At 66.7% G+C, this 255-nt stretch carries 1 pseudogene; it reads left to right on the plus strand.

The window, feature by feature from the left end:
- Window positions 1-255: pseudogene (locus KGQ19_RS49025) on the plus strand (IS1182 family transposase); the annotation flags it as partial.

The following is a 255-nucleotide window of genomic DNA, read 5'->3' on the forward strand; positions in this document are numbered from 1 at the left end:
CGCCTGCTCAAGGGCGCCTGACCTCACCCTACGATCTGGATACACGCTGGGCGGCTAAGGGCGATGACCTGTTCTGGAACGGATACAAGGTCCACATCTCCGAAGCCTGCGACGCTGCCCCGTCCACACAGCCGGGCCGGGCCGGCGGGGATCTGCCGCACATCGTCACGAACATCATGACCACCGACGCGGCTGTGCCCGATGCCGTGGTCGTGAACCAGGTTCACGAGGTCCTGGACGGACGCGGGCTGGCCC

This window comes from Catenulispora pinistramenti (genome assembly GCF_018274385.1).
GTDB classification, from domain to species: Bacteria; Actinomycetota; Actinomycetes; order Streptomycetales; family Catenulisporaceae; genus Catenulispora; species Catenulispora pinistramenti.